6 protein-coding genes and 1 pseudogene are annotated in these 6,203 nt (G+C 66.9%); all 7 read right to left on the reverse strand.

Annotation, left to right across the window (positions count from 1 at the left end; all coding sequences use genetic code 11):
- Window positions 1-134 precede the first annotated feature (134 nt).
- Window positions 135-476, reverse strand: a complete 342-nt coding sequence (locus tag VFZ09_RS02540) for a DUF4304 domain-containing protein (protein ID WP_329725838.1) — start codon at window positions 474-476, stop codon at window positions 135-137.
- 56 nt (window positions 477-532) lie between these two features.
- On the reverse strand, window positions 533-1,186 hold the full coding sequence (locus VFZ09_RS02545) for a hypothetical protein (protein ID WP_329725839.1): 654 nt from the start codon (window positions 1,184-1,186) through the stop codon (window positions 533-535).
- Between the two features lie 100 nt (window positions 1,187-1,286).
- On the reverse strand, window positions 1,287-1,913 hold the full coding sequence (locus VFZ09_RS02550) for a hypothetical protein (RefSeq protein ID WP_329725840.1): 627 nt from the start codon (window positions 1,911-1,913) through the stop codon (window positions 1,287-1,289).
- Window positions 1,914-2,015: 102 nt separating this feature from the next.
- The gene (locus VFZ09_RS02555) at window positions 2,016-2,645 is read right to left on the reverse strand and encodes a hypothetical protein (protein WP_329725841.1); all 630 of its coding nucleotides are present in this window, start codon (window positions 2,643-2,645) and stop codon (window positions 2,016-2,018) included.
- 11 nt (window positions 2,646-2,656) lie between these two features.
- The gene (locus tag VFZ09_RS02560; protein ID WP_329725842.1) at window positions 2,657-4,315 is read right to left on the reverse strand and encodes a hypothetical protein; all 1,659 of its coding nucleotides are present in this window, start codon (window positions 4,313-4,315) and stop codon (window positions 2,657-2,659) included.
- Between the two features lie 135 nt (window positions 4,316-4,450).
- Window positions 4,451-5,392, reverse strand: a complete 942-nt coding sequence (locus VFZ09_RS02565; protein WP_329725843.1) for a DUF2381 family protein — start codon at window positions 5,390-5,392, stop codon at window positions 4,451-4,453.
- A 91-nt stretch (window positions 5,393-5,483) separates the two neighbouring features.
- A pseudogene (locus tag VFZ09_RS02570) lies at window positions 5,484-6,203 on the reverse strand (hypothetical protein); the annotation flags it as partial.

Consider the following 6,203-nt stretch of genomic DNA (forward strand, 5'->3'; position numbering starts at 1 on the left):
ATGCCTTGCACCCGGCGGGCCGCCACTCTCCCGGGTGGCGGCTCGTCGCCTTCCCATCACCCGCCGTGGCGCACCACCACCGGCGTGATGCCCATCACCCAGCTCGCTCACGCGCCCATCAACCAGCTTGCGCGTCAACACTCTGCCATGGCGCGAACCAATTCCTCCGCTTCCTGGTGGCTGTTGCCATAGCCGAAGAACTGGCTGCGCTCTCGGTCTCGGAGACGGCGCATCAACCAACACTCATTCGCCCCCCAAGGGACGCCGCTCAGAGGCGGGAACGGAGGCACCTCCGCGAAGTGCACGCCGAGATCCACCGTGAAGCTGCCACCAAACCTCGCGGCATTGAAGGAGATGATGTGCACCTGCTCACCGCGGCGGGTGTAGGTCCTGCGGCTGGCCTCGAACCCTCGTGGCACGACAAGGGCTTTCATCATCCTGTCACGAACACGCGCGAACTGGGCAGCGGTCAACATGTATCAGTAGCCTTGTGCTTGGTGAGAACGTGGGTGAGCCATCCCATGGCGCTGCGTCAGGAGACGATGAAGTCGCACTTCGCGATGGCGGCCTTGAAGGCCTCTTCCGCGGTGCCCGACTTCTTCGCCTCGACGGGAGCGTAGAAGCTCAGGGCCATCGTGGAGCGCGGGTGCTTGTAGAGGTTCTCCGGGCTCTGGTCCAACAAGGAGAGCAGCGAACTGCCAAATCGTTCCGGCCAGGCGAGGTCGCGGAGCTCGGCAATGTGACGGATGGGGTCCAGAATGGTGAAGCCGGGCCATTTGGGAAACCGGAGGGAGCGGGGGTCATTTCCGTGGAAGCGGCAGTGATCCAGACGCGCCTCGGAGAAGTCGCAGTCCTCGATGGAGCCCAACTGGTACTCCGGCTCCTTGCCGTACTCGGGCCAGTGCCCGAAGTCACACCCCGACAGCCGCCCCTTGAACCAGCACCCCTTGAGGGCAGCTCTTATCCAGTCCTGGTGGTTGATCAACTCCTGTTTCACCTCGAAGGTGCAGTTGATGAACCGTGCGCCGAGGATGCGCAGGCGTCTGGCGGGCAGTTTCAGGACAACAGTGCAGTTGCGCAGCGTCAGGTTGGGTCCAAGGAAGTAGAGCGAATCCTTGTCTGTCAATTCCAACCGCTCGTTTTCAGACGTCTTGTCCTCAATGAGAACGTTGGTGAGCCACCCCATGGCCGCCCCTTCAGAAGGTGAGCATCCGGAAGAAATCACCCGCCATGCGTCGGCCATGGTGCGCGAGGTTCGACGCCGTTGCGGAGAGCACGTGGTCGTGTCAGTAGACGATGCAGTCGAACTGCTCGATTACTGCCTTGAGCTCCTCCGGTGTACACCCGCTCCTCTTCGCGAAGTCCGGAGCAAACCACGTCAGTGCGGTTGTGGAGGGCGGGTAGCTGGCGAGGTCCTCGATCACAACGGGGCCGATGTTTCCAGGCCACTGCACGGTGGAGAGCTCACGGCTCTTACCGACGGGGTCCAGGAAGGTGAAACAAGGCCACTTGGGAAACCGAAGGGTCCGGGGGTCACCGTGGAAGCGACAGCCGTCCAGACGCGCCTCGGAGAAGTCGCAGTCCTCGATGGAGCCCAGCTGGTACTCGGGCTCCTTGCCGTACCCGGGCCAGTGCCCGAAGTCACACCCCGACAGCCGCCCCTTGAACCGGCACCCCTTGAGTGAGGCTCGTATCCACTGCTGATGGTTCTTCAACTCCTGCTTCACCTCGAAGATGCAGTCGGTGAAGCGCACGTCGCGAATGAACAGGTTGCTGGCAGCCACTTTCAGTACCAGCGTGCAGTTCTTCAGCGTCAAATTGCGGCCCAGGAAGTAGAGGGTACCTTTGTCTGTCAGCTCCAGCCGCTCGTGTTCCAACTGCTTGTTCTCGTAGAAAACCTTCTTGGCAATCATCCGCCGCCCTTTCAGAAGGTGAGCATCCGGAAGAACTCGCTCGCCATGCGCCGACCATGGTGCGCGAGGTTCGACGCCGTTGCGGAGAGGCTCGTGGCCAGGTCAGTAGACGATGCAGTCGAACTGCTCGATGACGGCCCTGAGCGCCTCTGGGGTGGTCTCCATCCGTTTCGCAATGGAGGGAGCGTGATACACCAGCGCTCTCGTGCCCGGCGGATCCTTGTAGATGCCATTCACGACGATATCCCCAAAGTTGCCCGGCCATCTGGCATTGAGCAACTCGGACACTTTTTGGATGGGCTCCAGGAAGGTGAAGCAGGGCCATTTGGGCAACCGGAGGGAGCGTGGGTCACATCCCATGAAGCGGCAGGCATCCAGACGAGCCTCGGAGAAGTCGCAGTCCTCGATGGAGCCCAGCTGGTACTCCGGCTCCTTGCCGTACTCGGGCCAGTGCCCGAAGTCACACCCCGACAGCCGCCCCTTGAACCGGCAGCCCTTGAGTGAGGCACGTATCCACTGCTGATGGTTCTTCAGTTCCTGCTTCACCTCGAAGATGCAGTCGGTGAAGCGCACGTCACGAATGAACAGGTTGCTGGCAGCCACTTTCAGTACCAGCGTGCAGTTCTTCAGCGTCAAATTGCGGCCCAGGAAGTAGAGGGTACCTTTGTCCGTCAGCTCCAGCCGCTCGTGTTCCAACTGGTTGTTCTCGTAGAAAACCTTCTTGGCAATCATCCGCCGCCCTTTCAGAAGGTGAGCATCCGGAAGAACTCGCCCGCCATGCGCCGGCCATGGTGCGAGAGGTTCGACGCCGTCCCCGAGAGAATCTCATACCGGCGGCCTGTGGCATGGTCAATCACGTCGACGCCCTTGCTCAGGCTGAAGTCATAGAGATGTCCAAGCTGGTCTTTCACCGTATTTTGCACGAAGCGGCCCCGGGCCTCGCGCTCCAGCAGGTGCGCCAGCCAGTACCTGCCCTTCTTGAGGGCATCGTCGATGGCTTCTTGCTCGGCGCGGGAGAGCCTGTGCTTCCCCCATTGCTGGGCGGCCTCTGTGACGGCCTTCTGAAGCCTGTCCCCCACCTCGTCTTCGACCGGGATGTCGTGGAGGGACCTGCCACGAGGCAAGTGCCACCGCTGCCCGTTGGGCAGAATGACCTGCAGATTGCCGCCCCGGTGACGGATGGCGACAATGCCCGAGGAGCCGCCCCCGGAGGACGTACCGCCACCCCGCCCCTTCTTGAGCATCACCACCGCCAGGGGGCCATGTGGCGTGGCCGCCACCGTCTCCACCGCCGCCACCGCCCGCGCCAGCGCACCCTCCTCGGCCGCCAGGACTTCCACCCGCCCCAGCACCGCCGCGCCCCCCTGCGCCCGCCACTGCGCGCTCGCCAGGCCGTAACCCGGTAGTGCCCGCACCCGCGCCGCCACCTCCCCCACCGTGCGCCCCGTCAACGCGCCCACCGCCAGCAGCATCGCCCGCGCCGCGTCCGTGCCCAGCACCCGGGCGAAGCCCTCGCCCGCCTCGCGCAACTCCTCGAAGGTGGTGGCCTCGTGCGCCCGCGTGGCCATGGCCGCCCAGCCGTCCATCAGCCCCCAGAGCGTGTCCACGCCCAGCCACGCCACCAGCACCACGGACAGCCCGGCGGCCAACAGCTTGGTGGTCGGCTCGGGCACCAGCCAGAGGGCCAGGTACGCCCCGAGCGTCCACATGCACGAGGCCACCAGCACCTGCGGGTCCAACTCCCGCCCCAACGCCGCCTTCGTCTCCTCCAGTACCGAGCCGAATGCCAGGGCCAGCGCCAGCGTGCGCCGGTCGTCCGTCTTGAGGTAGGGCCCGTCGTCCAGCAGGCGCAGGCAGTCGCCCCCGCCTCGCCCCCACGTGCACCACAGCAGGTAGCGCTCGCGCAGGGCCTCGTCCGCCACGGGCTTCAGCCGGCTGTCCGCGTCCTCGGGCACCAGGGTGAGCACCTGGCCCTTGTCCACCTCGGCCACCCACGTCCCACTCATCTGCTCCCACTCCGGGTGCTGCTCCACCTGGCCCTTGAGCCACTCGCGTGCGGCCTCGCGCGGGCTCTTGCCCTCGTGCTGCACCTGGTGGGCAATGTGCCGCAATGCGCGCTGGAAGTCCTCCCGGCTCACCGGCACCGGCCGCGTGGTGCCACGGCCCGGCTCCACCACCGCCACCTCGTACACCACCGCCCCCGTGAGGCCGGCATCCGAGGCCGGGGTGCTTTCCTCCACGGGAGCCGGTGGCGGGGTGAGCGACAGTGCAGGTCCCCGGCCCGCGAACATTCCGCCGGGAGGATGGCCCTTGGCACATGCCGAGAGCAACAGCACGAGCACCACCCACCAGCGGCGCGGCGGCAGACCTGTCGGGTGGGAATGCTTCAGATGGGGCGACATACCGCACCACTCCTTCCAGCCGGGCGGGCTGGTGCCAGGGGTTTCCGCGAGTACACGGAAACACGGGTACGGCGGTCAAGCCGACAGGTAGGGAGCGCGGTGGAGGATGCACTGGGTTGGCAGCGGGCACGAGCGCTACGGGAAGGTGATGTTCCCCAAGGTGACGGTGCGCTGCTGCTCGGCGTCCCAGAGCGTGAGGGTGTACGTGCCCCGCGCCTCCACCTCCGACGCCAACACCTCCACCACCACGCGGTGCCCGGGCTGCTGCTCCTCGGCTACTGCATCAGCCGGAGGAATGGGCTCTGGTTGCCAGAGGGGCAATGGCTTCAACACCTCGCCCTTGGGGCCGCGCAGCACCGCGCCCGCCGCCGTCCAGGGCCGCGTGCCGGGATTCCTCAGCCACACCTCCACCGCCACCCGGCCCTCGGCGCGGTAGCTACGGGCCTGGCTCATGACGAGGGCGCTGCCCTTGGCCTCGGTGACGCTGTCCGTCAGGTTCTTGAAGCCAATACGCCCTTCGACCAGCAACCCCGAGGCCAGCACGCCCCGGAGTCCCTCGGGGGCGCCGCGCTCTTCACGCAACTGGCGCACCTCCTGCTGGCACTGCTGGGCCTCGGCCCGGGCCGCCTTCTCGCCCTCCTGGATGGAGGCCACCGGGCGGGGCTCGCGAAACACCTTCACCTGGGACAAGCCCAGCGCGGGGTGGGCCAGCAGGAGGAAGCGAGCACACGCAGGGGCCGCGTCATCCGCGAAGCACACCTCCACTTGGAAGCGCTCCCCGGCCTTCAGCTTCTCCGGGGGCGTCAGGGTGACGCCGCGCTGGCCCACCGACACGTCCACGAAGCGCTCCCGCTCCTCCATTCGCACGGACCCTGGGCGAAGCGGTGTGTCGAAGCGCAACGTGAGGGGCACGTCCGGGCTGATGCACACCACGGGCGGTGTCTCGGGGGGCTCGGCCTTCAGCACGAGCTGCGGGCTCGCCGTTTCACACGCGTCCGGCGGGGACGGCTCGGCGGCCTGGGAGGAGGGAGCGAGGAGGGCCAGCGAGAGCAGGCCCACGGGAGACGCGAGGAGCACGGGAGTCAACCTCCAGGGGAAGGCGGGGCGGGGTGACGGGAGGCGTTGGCCTCTACCACACCTCCCATTCCCTGTGCTGCCCCCGCCGGTCTTACTCGAAGCGCTCCACCGCCCGGACATGTTGCGTGGTGATGACCACGGCGGAGTCGGTGGGGCCGCCGACGTCATCCCGGTAAGCACCCAGCGTTCCATCGCGGTGCGAGACCAGCTCCAGGCACACCGGGAACGTCGTTCCATCCCGCCGCATGGCCTGGGTGAAGCGGCCGTACACGCGCTCCGGCCCGAGGTAGAGCCGCCCGGTGAGCGTGGCATTGTTCAGCCCCTTGAAGTCAAAGACCCGCATGGGCGTGGACTCGCGCACGGTTTTGAGGATGCGGCCCTCGCGTTTGTCGGGGTCGCCGAAATCCGCGACGCCCACCTTCCCGACGGGGATGCCCAGCTCCTTCATTGTCTTCACCGCGCCCGGAGGGCAGTCGGCGGGCCGGGGCGGGGGGCGCACCACCTGGGGCGTGCTCGAGCAGCCGGTGAGCAACACGGTGCAGAAGCCCACCACGCACATCTCCTGGCGGCCCGGCACACAGTGCAACGCCTTGCGCTGCGGCCGGGCGGCGGGCTTCTCGTCGGGCTTCGGGCGGGTGTCGTTCTCGCGGAGCATGGAAGTGAGCGCGGGGGAAGGGGCCGGGAATGCAGCCGCGCTCCTTTCAGCTTCGGACGGCTCGCCCGGCTCCGCCACTTCGCGGACGAGCGCGGCGTGCAGCGTGGGATGGCTCGTCCACCACCTGGCAGGTGCTGGCACCCCCGGAGCGGCCGG

The organism is Archangium sp., from assembly GCF_036277355.1.
In the GTDB taxonomy this organism is placed as follows: Bacteria; Myxococcota; Myxococcia; order Myxococcales; family Myxococcaceae; genus Archangium.